Here is a 22020-nt window from a genome sequence, read left to right as displayed (position 1 = left end):
GCCAGCCTTCGCGTCAACAAACTCGTTCCATTGTAAAGCAGGGTGCGCGAGCACGCATATTCACCCATTATCGCGCGTCAAACTAGAATCTAACGGCGGTGGATCTGCTCCGCAGCACCGTCGCGCTATAGCTCAGCTATGCATGTCCTTGGCTCGGCTATGCATACCTTTAGCTGAGCAGCGAATCGACGAAAGCTTCCGGATCGAAGGGTGCCAGATCGTCCGGTCCCTCCCCCAGGCCCACCAGCTTGACGGGCACGCCGAGTTCGCGCTGCACCGAAATAACAATGCCGCCCTTGGCGGTGCCGTCCAGTTTGGTCAGCACGATCCCGGTTAGTCCTGTCACCTCCGCGAAAACACGGGCCTGCTGCATCCCGTTTTGTCCCGTCGTGGCGTCCAGAACAAGGAGAACTTCATTGACCGGCGTGGTGCGTTCCATGACACGCTTGATTTTTCCGAGCTCATCCATGAGTCCGGCCTTATTTTGGAGGCGCCCGGCGGTGTCCACGATAATCACGTCCACACCGGTTGCATCGGCCTGCGCCACCGCATCAAAAGCGACGGAGGCCGGATCTGCCCCTTCGCGATCCGAACGCACAACATCCACACCCACTCGATCGCCCCAGGTGACCAACTGATCGGCTGCGGCCGCGCGGAAAGTATCTGCCGCACCGAGCAGCACCGTGGTTCCCTGCGCGCGCAGCAAACGCGCGAGCTTACCGACCGTGGTGGTTTTCCCGGTGCCATTCACACCCACCATAAGAACCGCCGCGGGATGCACCGCCCCGGAATCCGTTTCACTGCGAGTGAGATTGAGGGAGCGATCCATATCTGGACCAACGTGGCGTAGCAGCTCCTCGCGCAAAATCTCACGGACCCGTTGCGGATCGGTGGTGCTTTCAATTTTCACCCGCGCGCGCAGGCCTTCCATAATCTCGGTGGTGGCATCCAGCCCCACATCGGCCATGATGAGGGTATCTTCCAGTTCTTCCCAGTCTGCCGCGGAGAGATCCCCGCGGGAAAGAATCGCCAAAAGAGCCTGCCCGAAGCCACCCGAGTGAGCCAGACGGGCGCGTAGACGCTGCATCCGGGAGGGAACTGATTCGGGCTGTTCAACCGCCGGAACCGTAACAATATCCGGGGTGGTTTCACCGGAGATTTCTCCGGCGCTTTCTTCATCGGCACCTTCCGAGGTTTCCGCGGTGGAATCCCCTTCGAGAACCGGGATGTTCCGACGTTCCAATTCCTCGCGCCGCTGGTTCTTCTTCACCAGGGAAATAACGAGGGGAACAAGGAGGAGGGCAACAACGCCCGCGATGACAAGTGCAAGAACTACAGGATTATCCACTCCTCCAGTCTTGCAGAGGGTGCCGGGTTTTTCCAGCTGGTCACCTATCAGGCGCTGCGCCGTTCGCGCGTTTCAGCGTCTTCACCCTCGACGCTTTCCTCAATATCAACGGTGCAGCTTTGGCCGCCAGCACCGTCAATGACCACGTCCGCTACCAGAGCACCATCCGGCTCCCCGGCGACATCCGCCACATGGATTCCTCCCGGTACACCCGTGGAAACATAAGCAACGTCCGCCTCCGTGCGAGTATCTTCTACAGCACTCTCAGCACGACGGCGCAACGGCGGGGCAGGAATACGCGCCCGCAGTTTCTCACTATTGCGGCGCACCGTTTCCGAGAGTTCACGCTCCGTTTCCCGAGCTCGATCAAAGTGCTCATCGAGGGTTTCGGAGGTGATATAGGCTTCGGATTCGTGCGCGAACGCTTCGAACATATCGTCCACCGCCGTATCGTGGTGGACGATGTCATAAGTGTCCATATCCAGTTCATCAGAGCGCCACGCGTCAAATGATTCCGCGACGGATGCTCCGGTACTTTTCCCGGAATTCCGCGCGAATGACAGGGCATACACCAGCGCCGCGGCAGCAATAATGATGGCGATAACAACGATGATAAGGGGCACGGTCTTATTATGAGAATTTTCGCGGCGGCCGGCTACCTCCGACCCGCGCACTTGCGCAATTGTTACCGAACTGCAACGTAACTCTCGCTATTCGCGCAGTTCAGACATGCGCTGGGACACCACGGTGGAAACCCCGTCCTCGCGCATCGCTACCCCGTATAGAGCATCGGCGATTTCCATTGTCCGCTTCTGGTGGGTGATGACCAGGAGCTGGGAAGAGCGCTGCAATTCCCGGAAAATCTCGAGAAGGCGCCCCAGATTGACATCATCGAGGGCTGCTTCTACTTCGTCCATGACGTAGAACGGGGAGGGACGCGCCATAAAGATTGCCACGAGGAAAGCAATGGCGGTGAGCGAGCGTTCCCCTCCCGACAGCAGGGACAGCCGCTTGACGCGCTTGCCGGGTGGCCGCGCTTCAATCTCCACCCCGGTAGTCAACACATTCTCCGGATCGGTGATGATAAGGCGCCCTTCCCCACCCGGGAAGAGGCGAGCAAAGACCTGCTCGAAACGGGCGCTAATATCGCTGAGCGCGGCTTTCATGACGAGGGTGACTCGTTCATCAAGCTCCGCCACAATATCGAGAAGATCGGCGCGGGTCTTCTTCAGGTCATCAAGTTGCTGCGCGAGGTACTTTTGACGTTCTTCCAGCGCGGCGTGCTCCTCCAGGGCGAGCGGGTTAATGGTGCCCAGCCGCGCGAGGGCTCGCTGCGCCGTCGCCAGGCGCCGTTCCTGTTCAGCCCGCACGTAGGGCACCGCACCGTCCCCGGTGGGAACCTGGATATGCGGTCCGAATTCCTCTACGAGGGTGGCACTATCGATGCCCAAATCTTCGAGGGAACGTGTGGCCAGCTGTTCGTATTCCATGCGGACACGGGCAGTCGCCAATTCACGGGCGTGGGTGGAATCTGCGAGGTCGCGTTCGCGGGTACGCAGCTGATCGACGCGTTCGCGTAGGTGCGTGAGCTGCCCCTCGGCGCCGTGTTGTTCTTCTTCTACCCGACGACGCTGCTCGGCCACCTCGGCACGTAGGCTGCGTACGTGCGCTAAGGCTCGCACCGCCGCGGCCGCGACCTGCCCTGCCAGCACCGCATGTTCGGTGCAAACCTGGCGGGTTCGTTCTTCCCGTTCAAGACGTTCGCGGGCCAATCGAGCCCGGTTATCCAGGGCATCAGCGCGTCCGCTCAACGCTCGGAAACGTTCTTCTGCGGTGCGCAGCGCCAATCGAGCCTCCGTTTCTTGTTTACGGGCGGCCACAGCGGCTTCGTGCGCGGTATCGCGCTGCCGGGAGAGACGCGTCAGTTCACCATCATCGGGAATCTCAGTAGCATTTTCTTCGGGCTCCGCGAAACTTTCTAGCTCTGCCTGCCGGGCGGCAATATCTTCCCGCAAGGAGGCGGCGCGTGTGACGGCGCGTTCTTCATCGGCACGGGCCGCAGCGAGGGCTTGGCGTAAAGCTCCTAATTGGGCAGTTGCGGCAGCCAGATTAGAGTCCCGCGCCGTCAGTTCGCTCCCGGAAGCCTCGGCGCGGGCCCGAGCCTCTTCCTCGGCACTCTCAGCTTTCCGCAGCGCCACGGCTGCTTCATCAGCTGCGGTGGCGGCGGCATCAAGCTGCTCGGAAGCGTCCTGATAGGCAGCTTGGCGGGTGAGGGTGGCAGCGGCGGTGGCTTCTCCCCCGGTAGCGGTGCACGCCGTGATAACGTCCCCGCTCGTTGTTACCGCACGGGGCGCCCCGGCTGCCACGAGCAGGCGGGCTGTAACAAGGTCAACGGTGAGTGCGGTGCCAGCTAGGAGCTGCTTGAGGAGGCCAACCAGGTCACTGCCCGTCCCGGACCAACTCACCACCGCTAATGCATGCACGGCGGCATCCGGATCCGGGCGCACCGTCTCGAAAGCGGCGCTGAGTGCAGCTTCGCGCGCGGCAGCTGCGGCGTCGTCGTTCTTCCCTTCCGTAATCGTGAGCGTGAGGCGCCCGGCCTGCGCCTGCGCGGCGCCACGCAAAATATCCACGGCGCTGTCGAGGTCATCCACCACCGCACCAGCGGCGGTTCCCGCCAGTGCATTTTCCGCCGCACTTTCCCAACCGCGTTCCACGTGGAGGTGGTCACGCAACAACGCTGCACCGTGCTCGATAGCCCACGCGGTGGCATCTTCCGGTTCCAAAGAGAGCGCGAGGGTATCAACAATTGCTTGTAAACGCGCCATCTCCTCGCGAGCACGTGCCTCGTTCGCGCGCGCCTCTTCCACGGCAGTGCGGGCCGCCAGATGAGCCCGGGTATGTTCCTCATGGGCGGAAGCAAGGGTATCGTCCCCGGCGGAGGTTGCAACAAGCTCCTCTTCGAGATCCGTTACCTGCACGCTGGTGGTCTGCACGCGCTGGCGCGCGGCCGCCACATCCTTGTCCACACGCTCAACTTCAGCCGCGAGCGCCTCAAGCCGCGAACGCACGGCGGAAACCTTCCCAGCACGGCGTGCGGCGTTCTCGCGAGCGTCGGCGCGCACTCGGCTCGCCTCGTTATAGGCGCGCTCGGCCACGGCTTCCGCAGTTTCAATTTCCTCCCGCTGGGTGAGGACGGCGCGCAGAGCATCCTGAGCATCGCGAACGCGCCCCTCCAGTTCTTCTTCTTCGGCCCGGGCCCGTACAGCGCGCGCATGGAGCTCCTCCGGGTCGTCTTGGCCGCCCCGTGCCGGCATGGTGCTCAGGGTGCGTTCACGTTCGCGCGCCAGTTCGTCCATGGCGCGAAATCGTTCCTCAAGGGAAGCCAGACGTTCGGAGCTATCCCGAAGAGCTGAGAGCTGCGGATTGAGGCGCGCGTGATGGTCTTCTGCCGCAGCGAGAGCAGCTCGGGCGTGAGTGAGGGCCACTTGGTTTTCTTCACGCAGCTGTGCGGTACGGTGGTCTTCGGCAGCCCCGGCTTCCAGCCTGGCCTGCGCCTGGGCCAGATCATCAGCGAGAAGACGAGCCCGCGCGTCGCGTTCGGTTGCCTGAATGATCTGGGCACGGCGGGCTGCCTCAGCCTGTTTGGCGAGCGGTCCGAGCTGACGGCGCAGCTCCGCAGTGAGGTCCTCCACCCGCGTGAACGAACCCTTCATTGCTTCGAGCTTGCGCAGAGTTTTTTCTTTACGGCGACGGTGCTTGAGCACTCCGGCAGCTTCTTCCACAATATTGCGGCGCTCTTCGGGACTCGAAGTGAGGACTTCATCGAGGCGGCCCTGCCCGATAATGACATGCATTTCCCGCCCCATGCCGGTATCTGAGAGCAGTTCTTGGACGTCAAGGAGGCGTGCCGGCGTACCATTAATGGCATATTCGGAACCGCCGGCACGGAAGAGGGTTCGGGTGATCGTCACTTCCGAATACTCAATGGGAAGCACACCATCAGAATTATCGATAGTGAGGGAGACTTCCGCGCGTCCGAGCGCGGGACGGCGCGACGTGCCAGCGAAAATAACATCCGCCATGGAGCCACCGCGCAAAGTTTTCGCACCCTGTTCGCCCATCACCCAGGCGAGAGCATCCACCACATTGGATTTCCCTGAGCCGTTGGGACCTACCACCGCATTAATCCCGGGTTCAAAGCGCACTGTGGTGGCGGTGGCAAAGGATTTGAATCCTCGCATGGTCAAGGTTTTTAAGTGCACGATTACAGATTATGCCAGACGACGCCACCGGTGGCGCTACGACGGGGCGTTACGACAGTTGCAACCGGTACCCGTGGTCGCGGTGGCACGCCAGCGACACATCGCACCGTTCCGGGACCGCTAGAACATGAAGGGGACGACGACGATCTTGTAGATAAGTGCAATCGCGAAGGTCGTAGCGTAACCGGTCATCACCCGGTTATCGGTGGTACGTGAGGTAGCGTAGGAAAGCACGGCCGGTTGGCCAAGCAGTCCTGCCACCGCTCCAGAAGAACGGGTGGCCGAGGAACCAAGCGCCCATGCGGCAGCCATCATGACTCCGCATCCGACAATGCTCACGGCCGCGGCCAGGAGCAGCGATTTCAAGCCCACCATTGTGAAGACGGTCGAGGCAAAAGCAGAACCGGAGTTGAGGCCCACCGCGGCGAGGAAAAGCATGAGGCCAAACTGGCGCAGGGTCAGATTCGCGGGGCGCGGGAGCTGCCAGGGTACCCGGCCGGTGCGGTGCACCGCTCCGAGGATCAGCCCCACCACAAGCGGACCACCTGCCGCCCCCAGGGAAAATGCCGCACCACCCGGCAGCGGAATTTCCACCAGCCCGAGAGCAAAGCCCAGGGCAAGGCCACCGGCTGCTGCCACCCAGTCGAGTTCGGATGAGCTGGAGACCGAATCACCGAAGTATTCTTCGAGTTCTTCTACCCGCGAGGTAGGTAAGGCGACTTCTACCACGTCGCCCATTTCCAGGTAGGTATCCGGGGTGGCGAGGATCTCGTCATCGGCACGGCGGATAACCGTCACCCGTGCTTCGAAACGGCGATAGAGCGGGAGGGAACCCACCGTGAGCCCAGCAATATCCCGATTGGATACCGTAAAACGGTGCACCGCCAGATAGGGATCAGTCAGCCGCCGATGACGCATCCGGCTACCCAGGCGTTCGATAGCTTCAGAAAGCGCCGCCCGGGAAGCGAAAATACGAACCCTATCCCCCGGTTCCAGAGCACGCTCCATATCGAGGATATGCCAACGGCGATTGCGCCGCATTGCTACGAATCGCACCTGTTGTCCGGCTATATCCCGCATCTGCTGCGCGGAGATCTCCCGATCCACGTACACGGTTGCCTGTTCCAGTTCCACATCATCCGGATCGAGTTGGTCATGACGGGCTTTCCATTCCCGGTTAATAAAAATAGCGACCATGACAATGGCGAGCGTGACCCCGACCGGGTAACCAATGGAGTAGCCCACCGCAGGATTATCCGGGTCGGTCATTTCCTGGGCGAGAGCAAGCGAGGGCGTCGAGGTGAGCGAACCTGCGAAAACACCCACGGCAGTACCGCGCAATAAACCGAGAAGCTCGCCCAGTCCCACCGCGGCCGCCGCACCGGCCGTAATCGCAATAATTGAGGCGAGCATAAGGCCCAGCTGTTTGCGGATCTCCTGGAAGAATGTTTCCCCGGCTTCCAATCCGATCATGTAAACAAAAATACCCAGGCCTAAATCTTGCAGGAGCACGAGGAGTGAGGTGGAGGGCGGAACCACCGCACCGACAAGCAAACCGATGAAAAGCGCTCCCGCTGCCCCGAATTTCAGGGGACCAAAAGGAATCGCCCCGAAGGCAGCGCCAAGCGCCACCACAATGAAAACAACGAGAACGGTATTGCTGGCAAGGATATCGAGCACAGTGCCACCTCGGGGTTGAAGACTGGTAGAACGTTGCCTACTCTACCAATTTGGTACACCGTGCCAGTGCTTTCGGGCCCGGTGCCCGCCCCGTCCTACTCGGTAGGAGCTTCGTCAGGAGCCCCTTTACCCATCATTTGACGCGCCATTCCTGCCAGATAAACCGATCCAACTACTGTCACCACCGGCGTGGCGAGCTCATCGCCCGCTTCGGCCTCGGCCCATCCGGCAGCTTCGTCAATCGCAGCGAGCAGATCGCGTTCCACCCGCACCCTTTCCGCACCGAAGACCGCCCGCGCCAGCTCTGCCAGGTCCTCGGCGTCCATGGCACGTTCACCGGGCATATCGGTGATGACAACAGCATCCAAGACCGGCTCGAACTGCCCGAGGGTTCCTTCCACATCCTTATCTGCCATCATGGCGAGCACCCCAACCCGCCGGCCGGGATAGTACTCTTCCAGCGCGGCGGCTGTATGTGCGGCGCCGTGGGGATTATGGGCCGCGTCCACGAGGACGGTGGGCGAGGTACGCACCACTTCGAGACGCCCGGGCGAAGTAACGGCCATAAGAGCATGTTCGACGACGTCACCCGCAAGCGCGCGCCCCCCGAAGAATGCTTCAACCGCAGTGATCGCCAGCGCCGCGTTCTCTGCCTGATACGAGCCGCGCAGTGCGAGAGGAATATCGTCGTAGCGGGCCGCGGGGGTGCGCACAGTCATAAGCTGACCACCCACCGCAGTCTCCCGCCCGAGGACCTGGATGTCTTTCCCGTAGACGGATACGTGGGCGCGGGCCCGGTGGGCTGCCTGAGCGATAGCCGCACCGGCTTCCTCGGGTTGGGAGGCGCTCACCACGCTGGCCCCGGGTTTAATAATCCCAACTTTTTCACCCGCGATCTGTGCGATGGTGTGCCCGAGCCATCGTTCATGGTCGAGAGCGATGGGGGTGAGAACAGCGACGTCGCCGTCAATCACATTGGTGGCGTCCCACCTTCCCCCCATGCCCACTTCGACCACCGCCACATCGATAGGTGCGGCGGCGAAAGCTACGTAGGCCATGACCACAAACACTTCGAAGAAGCTCATGCGCGGCCCACCCTCCGCTTGGGAGCGCTGGTCCACTAGTTCGACGAACGGCGCGACATCTTCCCATGCCTGAATGAAATCCGCGCGGGAAATATTATGTCCGTCGATAGCGATGCGCTCACGCACCGACACCAGGTGCGGGGAGGTGAAACGCCCGGTACGCAGACCGTGCTCGCGTAGCAGCGCTTCGATCATGCGTGCCGTCGAGGTTTTCCCATTGGTGCCCGTCACGTGCACGCACCGGTAGGAATGGTGCGGATTACCGAGTAAATCCAGGCACATCTGAACGCGCTCAAGGGAGGGCTGCACCTTATGTTCGGGGGCGCGGGTGAGGATATCCCGGTAGATCTCCTCCACCCGAGCTTCTTCTGCGGTGGTATCCGCGAGTTCAACGGTGGGATCAGGTGACTCCTTGACCTCTCGGAGCACCGCTTCGTCCCCGAAAATTCCAGAGTTGAGGACCTCGGAAAGCGCCGCGTCAAGTTCGGCTTCCCGCGCATCTTCACTGTCGTACCCCGCGCCATCGTACCCAGCGTTATTCGTACCCATACCTGCCCCTTTCACGGCACACCAGCATATACCACGGGGCCCACGGTGCGACTGGCGCTGCCAGCCCCGTGGGCCCCGTTCCCGCACACTACCGGTCCGCACGAACCCTCATGTACGGATGTATCTAGGAGGCTGATTCCTCCGCGTTCTCCACCGACGGGATGAGGGTGGAGAGGAGAAGCGCAATAATCACAAGGACCGCACCCACCGCAATTCCGGCCTGATAACCACCCACCAGGTTCTCAGTGCCACCCACGGCGGTGGCCACAGCGGTGAGGATCGCGAAGGAAAGCCCGGCTCCCAGGTTGAAGGCACCGGCATTCATTCCCGGTAGGTAGCCCTGGTTATCAGCCGGGGAGAGCACGATACCCAAGCCGTTGAGCATGATATTGACGGTACCGGCGTAGGTAATACCGATGGCCACGCACAGGAAGAAGATAAGCGACTTCGAGGGTGCCCCCACACCGAACACCGCGATCCCGAGGAAAATAACCGTGGAGAGGAGCCCCGCCTGGAGCACCTTCTTGTAGCCGAAACGCGAAGCGAGCTGCCCGGCGATCGGCCCCATAATAAGACCGGCAAGCGCGTAGGGCGTCAGCGTCACGAAGGAGACCGTTTCGGCCGGGAGCTCCAGACCACCGGCACTGGCTTCCAGCTGCGCCAGGTTCGGGATGAGACCGTTCATGACCGCGAATACCCCGGTCATGGTGAAGAGAGTGGTGGACAGGAGAGCCCAGGTGCGCCGTTGCTTGAGGTAGCGAGTGGCCACCAGCGGGTGTGCGCGCGAGGACTCGATCTTCCAGAAAATCACCGCGGAAACGGCGGCCACCAGGATTTCCACGCCGATGAGCCACCAGCGGGCATCCCCGAGCTTGCCTAACTCATTGAAAGCGAAATAGACGCAGCCAAAAACGATGAGGAGCGCGATAACGCCGGGCCAGTCCATCGGGGTGCGGTCGCCCTGGGATTCACGGGTCCCGAACACCGACGCCAGGAAAGCGACGGCGCACACAACTGCCATGCACACGAAAACGGAGCGGAAGCCCCAGTTCCCGGCGAGCCAGCCGCCCAACAGGGCGTCTACTCCTGCGATACCGCCGTTGACGGAGGTAAGAATAGCCATGTACTTGGCGTAACGGCGCGGTTCGGGCACTTCCTGGTGCAGCATCACAAGGGTGAGAGGCACCATCGGCCCCGCCGTCCCCTGAATCACACGCCCGATACCGAGGATCGTGACATTGGGAGCGAGTGCCGAGACTACGCATCCGATCCCGGTAGCCAGGAGCATGCCCAGCAGAATCTTCTTGCGCCCGATAAGGTCGCCCCAGCGCGGCAGGAAAAGGGAGAAGAGCGCAGCGGAAGCGAAGAAGGCCGTTTGGGTCACGCCAATTTCAACCTCGGTCGCATTGAGTTCCACGCTCATAGTATGCAGAGCTGGGGAAAGCATGGAGGCGTTGAGCTGGAAGGCGAAGACCGCGCAGAGCAGCGCGGCCATCAGCACGATAATATTCGTGCGCGAACCGGATTGCGCCCGGCCGGCACGTGTGGGAACGGACGATGCCATAGTTTTTCTTTCTCACCGGGGAGGACGACGCCGCACCGTGGCGGCACCGCCCTCCGTTCACAAAGGTTGGGTTGGACGGGGATTAGCCCCGTGGTTAGCCCAGGTAGTGGTGTTCACCCACGCGCTCCAGCGCATCGGCGATGAGATCCCAGAAACGCCCGTGATCGAGCCGGGTCGCAGCCCAGGTGTGGCAATCCTCGGGAATGGGTCCGCGGAAATCAGCCACTGTCATCCCCACGGTGAGGGTTCCGGTGAGTTCCACATCAATGGGGACCTGCACCGTTTCCACGATGGTGGGGTCAATAAGATAGGCAACCGCGCACGGATCATGCACCGGCGGGTAGTCGAAGCCCTGCGCGTCCTGGTAGGAAGCACGGAAGAAATCCATGAGTTCGTGGACGAAACGGGCCGGCTGGGTGCCCACCGCATCAATTTTCGCGTAGGCTTCCGGGGTGCAGAGCGCCTGGTGGGTGAGATCCAGGCCCACCATGACCACCTTCCATGGCTCGTTGAAAACGATATGCGCGGCTTCGGGGTCGATCTTAATATTGAATTCGGCCACCGCGGACCAGTTACCAACGTGGTACCCCCCACCCATGAGGACCACCTGCTTGACACGCTCGGCCAGGCGCGGTTCCTTACGTACCGCCAGCGCGATATTGGTGAGCGGGCCGGTGGGAACCAGGGTGACGGTTCCCGGTTCGTGCGCCATCACCGTGTCAATAATGAGGTCGACGGCGTGCCGGGAATCAAGCTCGATAGCCGGGGCTGGCAGTTCGGTGCCGTCCAAGCCTGTATCCCCGTGAATATCGGGGGCGACTTCCACCGGGCGTACCAGCGGTCGGTCGCATCCGGCCGCGAAAGGCACGCCGGTCATTTTCATGACGGTGCCCACGGCGAGGGCATTATTCGTAACCTTCTTCAGGGTTTGGTTGCCGCCCACCGTGGTGACGGCAAGCAGTTCAATCTGCGGATTCGCCCACGCCAGCAGCATCGCAACGGCGTCGTCATGACCGGGATCGCAATCCAAAATGATTTTTTCCGGGGTGTGCTGTGTTGCCATGTTTTTCTCCACATCCTTGGGGAACTCCCACGGAGTTCTACGTGGTTTCATTAAAACATAGAAACAATAGTTTCACCGCGAGCGTTCGCCGACACCCCGCAAATATCAGGCTACTGGCGCCTCCGCTGGCTCATCGGCTTTGGCTCGCACCAGAGTCGGTGGGAATAACCGCCCTTGGATCCCGTCTACCGCTAGCCCGAGAACAAAACCGAGCACCGCCGGCCCGGCCCAGGCGAGCCCTTCTGCACCCAGCGGGAATAGCGCCAAGAATTCCGCGACGGGAGCGAAAATATCCCATTCGGTGACAACCAGCCCGTCCAGGAGAGCGAGAGGTGCCGCAATCCAGGCGGAGGCTCGGTAAGCCCAATGCAGGCGCCCGGGAACCGCCAGATCAACAAGCGTCACGAAAATAAGAACAATCGCGATGGGATAAATAAAGCGATTGATCGGATTAATGAAATTGAGGATTCCTTCCAGTCCCAGCGTGGACATGGCAAAAGCAAACATTCCCTGCCCGATGAGGAGAGGACGGTACGCCAGCCCCGGAAGATAACTGCGATAAAACTGAGTGGCCGCGCCCAGCAGGCCAATCGCCGTCGTCAGGCACGCCAGAATCGTGATGGCACCGAAAATAAGCTGACCGCTGCGTCCGAAGAAACGCTCGGAAACAGCCGCCAGTGCATCCGCACCGTTGGCAAATCCCTCGGTGGCCACCCGGACCCCGATCTGGGACAGCCCCAGGTAGATCGCGGCGAGGATAATCGCGGCGATGAGGGCCACGCCCGCCGCTCCCCCGAAGAGCGCCCCGCGGGAGGTGAAACCTTTGGAGCGCAATGAGGACACGATGACCAACCCAAAGACGAAGGCCGCCAGCGCATCCATGGTCATATACCCGCTGAGCAGTCCACCGGTGAGCGCATTGGGCGCATACGGTGCCTGCGGAAGGGCAACCTGGGGCGGCAGATTGAGCACCACCACCGCAATAAGAATCGCCATGAGAATAACGAGGGCAGGGGTGAGGATTCCTCCCACTCGATCCACCATTTTGCCTGGGTTGAGGGCCACGAGCACAGCCACCACGAAGAACACGGCGGAGAAAACGAGGAGGGCGGGGCGGGCAGCGGCGTCGTCGTGCATCACGGGGCGGACCGCAACCTCGAAACTCACCGCGGCCACCCGCGGTACCGCGTACAAAACTCCGGTGGTGATAAAAATTGCCCACAGAAGCGCGTGACCGGGGATGCGACCGATACGGGTCGCAATATCCTGCGGGGTGCCATCGCGGCTAGAGGTGGCAGCGATGAGCCCAACGGCGGGGAGAATAACCCCGGTGCCGATAAATCCGGCGATAGCCAGCGGCGTATTTGTTCCGGCTTGGATGCCGAGCATCACCGGGAAAATCAGATTCCCCGCCCCGAAGAACATGGCGAAGAGCGCCAAACCGGTTACAGCGAGCGTGAGGACGCGCGAGTTTTTCATCCCTGACCTTCGTGTGAATTGTGAGGAGAGTGCGTGGGCCGCGGCGAAGACCATGGTCGTCCACCGCGGCCCGTGCAAGGCACCCTACTCTAGAGGATCACGGCGCGCCGTTACAGAGCGCGCCGGCCTTTAGTACGCGACTTTCGTCACCTCGATGCCGAGCGGTGCGCCTTCTGCACCCGCAGTCACCTGCGCCTGCACCGCGAGAGTTTCCTCCTGGATGAAGGGCAGATAGCGGGTAACCGCATCAACGCGCTCGGCGGGAACCGTGAGGTTGAGAGCGATCCGGTCGGCCACGTGCAGCTGCGCGTTCTTGCGTTCGTCCTGCACGGCGCGCACGACGTCGCGGGCGTAGCCTTCGGCTTCCAGTTCTTCATCCACCTCGGTATCCAGGGCGATAAAGGAACCGGAATCGAGCGCCGCGGCAACCGAACCCGGGTCGGCTTCCACCGATACGGTGATCTCGAACTGGCCGGGCGCCAGGCGCACCTCCGGCTCGGTGTGAAGCACCGCGTCCGCACCGTCTTCGCTCCAGTTCCCGGCCTTGGCGGCTTGGAAGAGCGCGGAGGTCATCTTGCGTAGCTGGGGATCCAGTTCACGCGGGAGAACCTTGAGGTCACGGCTGACCTTCATCCCCGATTGCGCCACGTCCTTGAGCTCAACATTCTTGACGTTCACTTCCAGAGCGATGAGCTCGGTGAAGGGCTCCAGGTCACGGTCGGTGACGATGGTGAGGGTACGCAGCGGTTGGCGCACCCGCAACTGGTGGGTTTTACGCAGGGAATGCGCAGCGGAGACGACGGCGCGCGCTTCGTCCATCGCTTCGCGCAGCGCATCATCCTTCCAGGAATCGGGTAGTTCGGGCCAGTCTTCCAAGTGGACGGAGCGTCCGCCGGTCAGCCCCTTCCAGATCTCTTCGGTCACGAGCGGCGCGAGGGGCGCCATGACCCGCATGAGCACTTCGAGCGCCGTGTAGAGGGTATCGAAGGCGGCGTGGTCCTCATTCCAGAAGCGATCCCGGGAGGTACGCACGTACCAGTTGGTCAGCACATCTAGGAAACCGCGCACCCGGTCGCAGGCGGCCGGAATATCGTAGTTATCCAGGTCGGTGCGCACCTTATCGGCCAGGTCCTTAATGCTGGCCAGCAGGTAGCGGTCCATCACATCCAAACCGGAGGTGTCGCTTACCGGCTGGGCGCGGTAGCCCTCCCCCTTCGAGCACGTCGAGGCGTAGAGCGCGAAGAAGTAGTAGGCATTCCACAGCGGCAGCAGCACCTGGCGCACCGTATCGCGCAGGGCACGTTCGGTCACGATGAGGTTCCCGCCGCGCACGATCGGTGAATTCATGAGGAAGAAACGCATCGCATCCGCGCCGACCTCGTCGAACATCTCGTAGACATCCGGGTAATTGCGCAGCGATTTCGACATCTTCTGACCGTCATCTCCCAGCACAATGCCGTGGGAAATACAGGTGCGGAAGGCCGGACGGTCAAAGAGCGCGGTGGCGAGCACGTGGAGGGTGTAGAACCAGCCGCGGGTCTGGCCGATGTATTCGACGATAAAGTCCCCCGGGTAGTGGTCCTCAAACCAGTCCTTATTCTCGAAGGGATAGTGGACCTGGGCGTAGGGCATGGAGCCGGATTCGAACCAGCAATCCAACACGTCGGTGATGCGCCGCATGGTGGACTTACCCGTCGGATCGTCCGGGTTAGGGCGGGTCAGCTCGTCAATATAGGGACGGTGGAGATCCACTTCGCCCTTCTCGTTACGCGGCAGGCGCCCGAAATCACGCTCGAGTTCTTCCAGGGAACCGTATACATCTTCGCGCGGATAGTTCGGATCGTCGGAACGCCATACCGGAATGGGGCTGCCCCAGAACCGGTTACGAGAAATGGACCAATCGCGCGCGCCGGCCAGCCAATTACCGAACTGGCCGTGCTTGATATGCGCCGGGGTCCATTCGATCTGCTCGTTAAGCTCCACCATCCGATCTCGGAAGGCACTCACCCGCACAAACCACGAGGACACTGCCTTGTAAATGAGCGGTTTACGGCAGCGCCAGCAATGCGGGTAAGAGTGCAGGTAGGAGCGTTCTTGCACAAGCACGGCGCGCTCGTTTTCCGGGCGGCGTGCCAGCGGTCCGGTTCCCTCGCGCAGATCGCGGGTGATGGGCAGATTGGCATCAAAGACCTGGGTGCCTTCGTAATCGGGCACCTCGGCGGTGAAACGCCCGGCGCCATCCACCGGAACCACGGGGCGGATGCCCACCTCCTGGCAGGCGAACATATCGTCCTCACCGAAAGCGGGGGCAATATGAACCAGCCCGGTACCGTCGTCGGTGGTCACGAAGCTCCCCGCGATCACGTGGTAGGCATGCGGGCCGGGTGCCTCATCGTCCGCACGATTCATGAAGTAATCGAAAATCGGGGCGTAAGCGCGACCCACTAGCCGCGAGCCGGGGAAACGATCCACAACTTCCGGATCTTCACCCAGTTCCTTCTCGTAAGATTCCAGGCGGGCTGCGGAGATAATCACTCGCTCGCCTTCCAGCTTGCCTTCGCGCGGAATGACGGTGAGGTACTCGATGTCCGGACCCACGGCAATGGCCAGATTGGAGGGCAGCGTCCAGGGCGTCGTCGTCCAAATAAGGGCGAGTTCACCCGTTTCCAGACGCAGCCCCACGGTCAAGCTGAGATCCTGCCGGTCCTTGTAGACGTCGTCATCCATCTTCAATTCGTGATTGGACAGCGGGGTTTCGTCATTCCAGCAGTAGGGCAGCACCCGGTAGCCATCGTAAGCCAGACCCTTGTCGTACAGAGTTTTGAAGGCCCACAGCACCGATTCCATATAGGTGGTGTCCAGAGTCTTGTAATCATGGGAAAAATCGACCCAACGTGCCTGGCGGGTCACGTATTCTTCCCATTCCTTGGTGTAGCGCAGCACCGAGGAACGGCAGGCCTCGTTAAATGTGGCGATACCCATATCCTCGATCTCATCGGTGGAATCGATGCCGAGGATACGCTGGGCTTCCAATTCGGCCGGCAGCCCGTGGGTATCCCAGCCAAAGCGGCGCTCGACTCGGCGCCCGCGCATGGTCTGGTAGCGCCCCACCACATCCTTGACGTAACCGGTGAGAAGGTGACCGTAATGGGGTAGGCCGTTGGCGAAGGGCGGACCGTCATAGAAAACGAATTCATTGGAGCCGTGCGGCCCGGATTCACGCTGCGCCACGGAGGACTGGAACGTATTGTCTTTCTTCCAGAAAGCGAGGGTGCCTTCTTCCATCTTCGGGAAGTTCGGGGAGGCGGGCACGCCGCCCTCGCGATGAAGCGGATACATATCCACGCGGTGTCTCCTCGTGTCTCAAACCTAATCGGATTGAGGACGACGCCGGAATTCCGGTACCGCGGTACCACCTCATTTGCTACTCACCGCACGCGTGGTACGGCGGGTAACCGCTTCATTAGGACGCTAACGGGTCCACCCGCTCGGTTCTACTGGGCTGCACGGCACGGGCCGCGCGGCTGTTCTTCCGAGAGCTCGCCGGTGATTGCCGGGTCAAAGCCAACGCCGCTCATTGTAGCCCTTCCTCGCGCGGGGCGCATCTAGCTTCCGGATGGCGGGCGCACCGGTACAGATCGGGGCGACGGCGCAGCTTCAGCCGGTAGCGCACCGGGCTCTGTAGTGATGCGAGCCAGTTCGCGCATCTGCGGGGAGTCTACGTTTTCCAAGTACTGCGAATGCTGGGAGAAGAGACCCCCGCGCCCCGCGAAATGATGCGCGGTGAAATCTGGATCCCGGCGCGGATTGAAACCTAGCGCATCGGTATGTCCACCCGAAACCGCTCCCCCGCCCACGGCATTGACCACGTTAATAATGTCTTTTTTATTGGAGAGGACGTGATTGGAGGCGGCGTTTCCAGCTCCGTGCGGCCCGGTATTCATATCCCAACCTTCGGCCACTACCCCGGGTGTTCCGTATACCACAAGGGTGTCGACGACGCCGGGCCTAGCCCGCTCCGCAGCCGCTGAAGCCGTCACCGAACCGTAGGAGTGCCCCAGCAGGTTAATACGCGGGCGATCCCCGCCCCGAACCTGGGCGATACCTTCCGCGAAACGCGCAAGGTTAGCTCCGCCTTCCCGGGCGCGCGCCGGGGTGTAGAGAGAGGAGTCCAACGCGCTTTGCGGGGCGGCGTAATCAAACCAGGTCACCACCGCGGGACTCCCTGTTTCGCCGCGGGCGGTGACAATTTCCTGCTGCAGAGCAGCTAGGCGGCCTGCCGCCCCCATATGGGAGTCGAGGGATGTGACCACATTGGTGGTCATTCCACCCACTTCAATGGTGACGGACGGGGCTGTATCGACATCGCCTTGGGCAAGGGCCACCTGGATAGTTCGCAATTCCGCGCCGGTTCCGGTGCGGGCCCGGTTCGGCCCGCGATAAACGAGAAGCTGACGGGGCTGCGCGGGGCCCACCCGCGAGGAGGAGCGCGCCGGGCCTGCGCGCCCCGAAGATGGCCGTGCCGGGGACGACGATGAGTGCCGCATCGCATCGTGATGCGAACCGGAGCGAGCCGGAGACGGGGAGAGGTGCTCACGCCAGTTGCGATCCAGGCCGCGCTGGGTGCGGATCGTGGCGTAAGCCGCCAGGTTGGCGGTGATAGTGGCATGGCGCAACTGAGCCGCACCGAGCTGGGCGGTGCGAAGTTCCCTATCGCTTTTCCCTAAGTTGCCCTCGAGATCTGCCTGGGCGCTGGCGATTTCTGCGGATAATTCGGTAAGAATAGGGTCGTAATAGGCGCGGGCCCTTTCTTCATCCTGGCGGGCCACGGCAATATTGGCGCGATCCCGCACCGCGTAGGGTATTCCGTCAAGATTACCGAGATCCTGCGGATAGTGAACAAGCATGTAGGAACGCTCGGCATCGCCCAGGGATGCCCACCACGCGTGCACATACGCCGCGCTTTTCCCGACCGGTACCCGCCCTACCGAACGATAGTGGTTGGTGCGAGCCTCCGGGGCGATCTGCCCGGCGGCCAGCTGGGTGAAAACCTTATCTAGATAGCTGAGTGTATTATCGGCCGACCTGTGGGCTACCTCTACCTCCGTCCTAATCTGGATCGCTATCTGACGGCGTTCCCACTCCGCTACCCCGGTGGTATCCGCGCCAGCGAGCGGGTCAATCACCTCACCGCCGGGCGTGATTTCCATGCCGGCAGCGTTGGCGCGGGAGAGCGCTTCACTCACGGCTGTTTGGGTACGGGTGATTTTATGCTGAGCTTCCCCCAAAGCCTGGATCAGGTGGTCAATACGGTCGGTGTGCGCGGCGGCACGTGCTGCCAGGGCCCGCACATCGGAGAGGAAGGCGCGCGCCCCGTAGCCTTCCCACGTGCCTGCAAGGGAGCGTGTGGCTAGCTGCCGTAGTTGCCAGCTGGCTTCTTCGCAGCGCCGGCGCGCGGAGGCTACTTCGCTGAGCACCGCCGTGAGTAAGGCACCGTTCCAGCGGCGCAGCTGAGCCCACGACACCGCTAGGTATCTCATTGTTTCACCCCCGCAATATCCGTAGCCGCAACGTTTTCTACGCCCTTGACACCAGTAAAATCCGCTGCGGCCTCGCCATCTGCCTCCTGATAGATACGCCAAGCTAGGGCGAGCGAATCGGCAAGCTCATCAGCTCGGGCCGCGATGCTACAGGTGCTCCTGTTGACCGCGGTGCATCCTGCGCTCACGGTTGCCGGCGGTGGGGTGCCGCCCAAGGCCGCACTCACTGCTCCCGGCACGTTATCGACCTGTACCGGAGCCAGTGCGGCGCTCACATCCGCGAGCGCCGCGCGCAGTTCCGCTGTGACAGATTCCGTGATGAGAACCCCGTCCACCGCTGCCTCCCCGTGTTGTTTCCGTTATCTTTGCGCTGGCACCGCTTGCTGAGCGCTCGAGTTCCTGTGTGTTAGCGCCGCTTGCTGAGCGCTTGAGCCGATGGTGCCAGGCATGGAAACATCCGTCCAGAGCCCATCCACAGGCAAGCTTTGACCCGTGCATTTATCCACAGGGAGGTCCGCGGTAGGGTGAAGTGTGCGTTTTTTAGTGACTTATTTTGAGCCTTTTGGTGCCGATACCGAAAACGCGAGCCGAGAGGCGGCCCTGCGATCTATCCCGCATCTTCACGATATGGTTCTTCCTTGCGAGGTGGAAGTCACGACGGTAATGCTGCCGGTGGTTTTCGCGCGCGCTGGGAAAGTGTTGGCTGAGGCAGTGGAGCGTATTCATCCCGATGCGGTCATATCCATCGGGGAGGCCGGTGGCCGCAGCGCCATCACCCCGGAGCTCCAAGCCTTTAATGAAAACCTCGCTCGGATTCCTGATAATGCAGGAGCCCAACCCCACGGCGAACCCATTATTCCCGGCGGTCCAGATATCGCCGTGAGCCCCGTGCGGGTGGCAGATATTACCCGCGCTATTAACGAGTCCGGTATTGCTGCGGAAACGAGCCAAGATCCGGGACGCTACCTCTGCAATAACGTTGCTTACCGGGTGGCCCGGCTTGCGGTTCCCGGCATCTTCATTCACGTGCCGGCCCTGCGCACCGTTGGGACGGCCACGGTGGGTGCGGAAACCGATGCGCCGCCCGCGCCGCAGCCGGCGCCACTAAGCGACACGGGGCGTGCCTCATTGCCCGAAACGGTGTGCAGCGCACCGTTAGGCGAAAGCGCCGCCCCGGTGCTCCCCCGGTGCGCCCGTACCTTCGATGATCTCAGCCTCGGGATTGCCGCGGCGATTGCTGAACTTGCCCGGCAGGTCGCCGAGGGGCGGTAATTTCCCCCACGATGCCCGCACATACTGGCACGGTGCTGGTACTACGCCGGCACCGTGCCAGCGCCCCGGTGCCCCCTACTCGCCGTCCAGCCCCGAGGAAGGCAACTCCACCACGTCGCTCCCGGCGCGGGCCACCGTCCAAGAATTCGCCTGGGCAACGGGGCGGATAACCACCGAATCAATATTGACGTGGGCGGGGCGGGAGAGCATCCACACCACCGTCTCAGCAATATCCTCGGCGAGGAGTGGCTCGGCAACCCCGGCATAAACGTTCTGGGCTGCGGCATCCGAGCCGAGCCGGTTCTTAGAAAACTCCTCCGTCATCACCATGCCAGGGCGCAGTTCCATGAGCCGGACCGGTTCTCCCACCAGTTCCAAACGCAGGGTGTCTTTTATCATGCGTTCGGCGTGCTTGGCCGCCGTGTATCCGGCCCCACCCACGTAGGTTTCCTGCGCCGCCGTGGAGGTCACAAAGAGGATACTCCCGCCATTCTCGCGCATATGTGGAAGCAGCGCCCGGGTAAGGCGCAAGGTACCGAGCACGTTCACGCGGTACATCCACTCCCAATCCTCGATTTTCGCGTCCGCCACGCGATCCTGCCCGCGTGCTCCACCGGCGTTATTGACCAGGGCGTCCACTCCGCCGGCTTCCGCCACGGTGGCGGCGAGCCGTGCGACGTCGGCCTCTTTGGTCACGTCCGCTACCACGTAGCTGCACCCGGTTTGCTCGGCGAGCTGGCGGAGCCGATCTTCGCGCCGCGCGGTGGCGATCACCTCCCATCCGGCCGCGCGCAAGGCACGGACGCTCGCCGCCCCAATTCCGCTGGATGCTCCGGTCACGAGTACTCGATGTGACATGTCAAACCCTCCGTTCTGCCGGGTGAGAGCCACGCCGGCCATAAAACACCTTTCTTCAGCCTAAAATAAAACGCGGAGAGCATACCCGGTGTTCGCTCAGCGCCGCTGCGGGAGCACCGGGCCTAGCTGGTAGAAAGGAAGTGCTCGTGATCGGCTTTATCGGAACCGGACATATGGGAGGAGCCCTGGCGCGCGGGGTGCTTGCCGCGGGTGCGGACCCGGCGTCCGTCGTCGTTTCTGCAAAAGATGCGCAGGCGGCGTGCGACTTCGCGAAGGAAACGGGGGCGCGCCCGGCCACCTCAAATACCGAGCTGGTCACGGCCGTGGGGGACGGAATCGTCGTCGTCGCGGTGAAACCGTACGCGGTTGCGGGCGTTCTGGAAGAAATTAGCGACGCCGCACGTGCCGCCGGCACCGTTATCGTCTCTATCGCGGCGGGCCTTGAACTTGCCACTCTCGCCCGCCATCTCGCCCCGGGGCAACCGCTCGTGCGCGCCATGCCGAATGTGGCCGCCAGTGTGCGCGCCTCCATGACGGCGCTGTGCTTCTCCAGCTCCGTCACCCCCGCTCAACAGGACGCGGTGCGGGAAGTTTTCGCCGCAGTGGGTGCCCATATCACCCTGGAAGAAAAGCATTTTTCCGTCTTTTCCGCGCTCGCCGGCTGCTCCCCGGCGTTCACCTTTACCTATATTGATGCCCTCAAACGCGCCGCCGTTGCTGATGGGCTCCCGGCCGCGCAGGCGGTGCGTATCGCCGCACAGGCGGTGGAAGGTGCGGCGCGCCTGGTGCTCGCAAGTGAACTATCTCCCGCCGACCTGGCCGATACGGTGCAGTCCCCGGGCGGCACCACCGTGGCCGGTGTGGTGGAATTGGAACGTGCCGGTTTCGGGGCGGCCGTCGTGCGCGGCGTGCAGGCCAGTATTGATAAAGATAGGAATCTCAGTTAAATGAACGGACTATCGATCCTCAGCTTCGCTGGGATTTTCCTGGTGGTGCTGATTCTGTGGGGAATTTCCATGCTGCGCGAGGCACGGTCACTACGTTTTATGCGCACCCACGAATGGACCGCGGAAGAAAAAGAACGCATTTTGGCGGCCGCGGCGGAGGGAACCGCCACCGCCATGCGCGCCGCGAAGAAAATCCACCCCATCTTGACCGCGCGCCACGCTCGCCTCGTGGTGCACGATCTGGAAAGCGAAGCCGCTGAGGCTCGCCGGCGCGCCAAGCACGCCAAACCCGGGACCCGCGCGTCCCGCTCTATCCGCGATACTGACGCAAAGGAGAGGTAGCTCGCCTTTTAACTCCACGTTTTCCAAC

15 protein-coding genes are annotated in these 22020 nt (G+C 62.1%); 3 read left to right on the top strand and 12 right to left on the bottom strand.

Features of this window, described 5'->3' with window-relative positions:
• Positions 1-169: 169 nt before the first annotated feature.
• The 11 genes from ftsY to PWJ82_RS01890 form a co-directional block, all read right to left on the bottom strand.
• Positions 170-1348, bottom strand: coding sequence for a signal recognition particle-docking protein FtsY (gene ftsY / locus PWJ82_RS01940; protein WP_274735074.1), 1179 nt, complete (start codon positions 1346-1348; stop codon positions 170-172).
• A 47-nt stretch (positions 1349-1395) separates the two neighbouring features.
• Positions 1396-2022: a hypothetical protein gene (locus PWJ82_RS01935; protein ID WP_274735073.1), complete on the bottom strand. Its 627-nt coding sequence runs from the start codon at positions 2020-2022 to the stop codon at positions 1396-1398.
• A 36-nt stretch (positions 2023-2058) separates the two neighbouring features.
• Positions 2059-5592, bottom strand: coding sequence for a chromosome segregation protein SMC (gene smc, locus PWJ82_RS01930; protein ID WP_417774589.1), 3534 nt, complete (start codon positions 5590-5592; stop codon positions 2059-2061).
• Positions 5593-5733: 141 nt separating this feature from the next.
• On the bottom strand, positions 5734-7293 hold the full coding sequence (locus tag PWJ82_RS01925) for an aspartate:alanine exchanger family transporter (RefSeq protein WP_274735069.1): 1560 nt from the start codon (positions 7291-7293) through the stop codon (positions 5734-5736).
• Positions 7294-7388: 95 nt separating this feature from the next.
• Positions 7389-8927 (bottom strand): bifunctional folylpolyglutamate synthase/dihydrofolate synthase, encoded by a 1539-nt coding sequence (locus tag PWJ82_RS01920; protein WP_274735068.1) that lies wholly within the window; start codon positions 8925-8927, stop codon positions 7389-7391.
• Positions 8928-9051: 124 nt separating this feature from the next.
• Positions 9052-10491 (bottom strand): MFS transporter, encoded by a 1440-nt coding sequence (locus tag PWJ82_RS01915; RefSeq protein WP_274735067.1) that lies wholly within the window; start codon positions 10489-10491, stop codon positions 9052-9054.
• 94 nt (positions 10492-10585) lie between these two features.
• Complete coding sequence (locus tag PWJ82_RS01910; protein WP_274735066.1) at positions 10586-11554, bottom strand: nucleoside hydrolase; 969 nt, start codon at positions 11552-11554, stop codon at positions 10586-10588.
• A 105-nt stretch (positions 11555-11659) separates the two neighbouring features.
• Positions 11660-13033, bottom strand: a complete 1374-nt coding sequence (gene brnQ, locus PWJ82_RS01905) for a branched-chain amino acid transport system II carrier protein (protein WP_274735064.1) — start codon at positions 13031-13033, stop codon at positions 11660-11662.
• 129 nt (positions 13034-13162) lie between these two features.
• Entirely contained in the window at positions 13163-16372 is a 3210-nt protein-coding gene (gene ileS / locus PWJ82_RS01900) for an isoleucine--tRNA ligase (RefSeq protein ID WP_274735095.1), read from the bottom strand.
• Between the two features lie 266 nt (positions 16373-16638).
• Entirely contained in the window at positions 16639-18573 is a 1935-nt protein-coding gene (locus tag PWJ82_RS01895) for an alpha/beta hydrolase (RefSeq protein WP_274735063.1), read from the bottom strand.
• Entirely contained in the window at positions 18570-18908 is a 339-nt protein-coding gene (locus PWJ82_RS01890; RefSeq protein WP_126134993.1) for a hypothetical protein, read from the bottom strand. Before PWJ82_RS01890 ends, PWJ82_RS01895 begins: the two co-directional genes overlap by 4 nt.
• A gap of 208 nt (positions 18909-19116) precedes the next feature.
• Here PWJ82_RS01890 and PWJ82_RS01885 point away from each other — a divergent pair, with 208 nt between their 5' ends.
• On the top strand, positions 19117-19845 hold the full coding sequence (locus PWJ82_RS01885) for a pyroglutamyl-peptidase I (protein WP_274734008.1): 729 nt from the start codon (positions 19117-19119) through the stop codon (positions 19843-19845).
• A 75-nt stretch (positions 19846-19920) separates the two neighbouring features.
• On the opposite strand, the gene PWJ82_RS01880 is transcribed toward PWJ82_RS01885, so the two are convergent.
• Entirely contained in the window at positions 19921-20703 is a 783-nt protein-coding gene (locus PWJ82_RS01880) for an SDR family oxidoreductase (RefSeq protein ID WP_274734007.1), read from the bottom strand.
• A 146-nt stretch (positions 20704-20849) separates the two neighbouring features.
• On the opposite strand from PWJ82_RS01880, the gene proC reads away from it, so the two are divergent.
• Together proC and PWJ82_RS01870 are read left to right on the top strand one after the other, a co-directional pair.
• Positions 20850-21650: a pyrroline-5-carboxylate reductase gene (gene proC / locus PWJ82_RS01875; protein WP_274734006.1), complete on the top strand. Its 801-nt coding sequence runs from the start codon at positions 20850-20852 to the stop codon at positions 21648-21650.
• Complete coding sequence (locus PWJ82_RS01870) at positions 21651-21992, top strand: hypothetical protein (RefSeq protein ID WP_126134989.1); 342 nt, start codon at positions 21651-21653, stop codon at positions 21990-21992.
• Positions 21993-22020 lie beyond the last annotated feature (28 nt).

The sequence above is a fragment of the Actinotignum schaalii genome (genome assembly GCF_028864145.1).
Taxonomy (GTDB): domain Bacteria; phylum Actinomycetota; class Actinomycetes; order Actinomycetales; family Actinomycetaceae; genus Actinotignum; species Actinotignum schaalii_B.
The sequence above is the reverse complement of the archived record's forward strand: the minus strand, read 5'-3'. Positions and strand labels throughout refer to the sequence as shown.

Bases quoted from the DNA above. Each gene is read 5' to 3' on its own strand.
- PWJ82_RS01920 (WP_274735068.1), bottom strand. From the start codon at position 8,927: ATGGGTACGAATAACGCTGGGTACGATGGCGCGGGGTACGACAGTGAA.
- PWJ82_RS01880 (WP_274734007.1), bottom strand. From the start codon at position 20,703: ATGTCACATCGAGTACTCGTGACCGGAGCATCCAGCGGAATTGGGGCG.
- PWJ82_RS01870 (WP_126134989.1), top strand. From the start codon at position 21,651: ATGAACGGACTATCGATCCTCAGCTTCGCTGGGATTTTCCTGGTGGTG.
- brnQ (WP_274735064.1), bottom strand. From the start codon at position 13,033: ATGAAAAACTCGCGCGTCCTCACGCTCGCTGTAACCGGTTTGGCGCTC.
- PWJ82_RS01910 (WP_274735066.1), bottom strand. From the start codon at position 11,554: ATGGCAACACAGCACACCCCGGAAAAAATCATTTTGGATTGCGATCCC.
- smc (WP_417774589.1), bottom strand. From the start codon at position 5,592: ATGCGAGGATTCAAATCCTTTGCCACCGCCACCACAGTGCGCTTTGAA.
- PWJ82_RS01915 (WP_274735067.1), bottom strand. From the start codon at position 10,491: ATGGCATCGTCCGTTCCCACACGTGCCGGCCGGGCGCAATCCGGTTCG.
- PWJ82_RS01895 (WP_274735063.1), bottom strand. From the start codon at position 18,573: ATGAGATACCTAGCGGTGTCGTGGGCTCAGCTGCGCCGCTGGAACGGT.
- ileS (WP_274735095.1), bottom strand. From the start codon at position 16,372: ATGTATCCGCTTCATCGCGAGGGCGGCGTGCCCGCCTCCCCGAACTTC.